This is a genomic window from Bacillus sp. AF62 (assembly GCF_050312695.1).
Classification (GTDB): domain Bacteria; phylum Bacillota; class Bacilli; order Bacillales; family Bacillaceae_G; genus Bacillus_A; species Bacillus_A cereus.
The window spans coordinates 1-392 of the sequence record NZ_JBNPJZ010000258.1; the positions used below are offsets into that span (position 1 = coordinate 1).

The window sequence follows — 392 nt, forward strand, 5'->3', positions numbered from 1 at the left end:
TTCTTCTTCTTTTTTTGTTCTTGTTCAATCTCTTCTTGTATCGTTTTGTCTACGACTTCTTTTATTTCTGGTCTCATCTCATCCCTCCCCCCTTACGAAACGAATCATAATTGATTTGAATGCTTTTTAACGATTACCCCATATGCAAGAGCTAAAAGAATCGGTATAATCGCCAAAGTATGAAATAGAAACATTAAAACAGTAGATTGCTGGTTTTGTATAAAATCTAATAATCCAAAATGACCGATTCCTACAAACCAAATGAAAAAGGCTAGTTTGGCCCTATCATCAATGTGACAATGTGTTTCCTGATGTATGATTTGGAGAGCGAGAAGAATGAGCGTATACCAAATAAGTAATCCTAAACCTATCCATCCTAATAAATCGGTCGG

At 35.2% G+C, this 392-nt stretch carries 1 protein-coding gene; it reads right to left on the reverse strand.

Annotation, left to right across the window (positions count from 1 at the left end):
- Nucleotides 1–104: 104 nt before the first annotated feature.
- A partial coding sequence (locus ACQRBL_RS32625) for a hypothetical protein (protein ID WP_427736460.1) occupies nt 105–392 on the reverse strand: 288 nt, incomplete at its 5' end.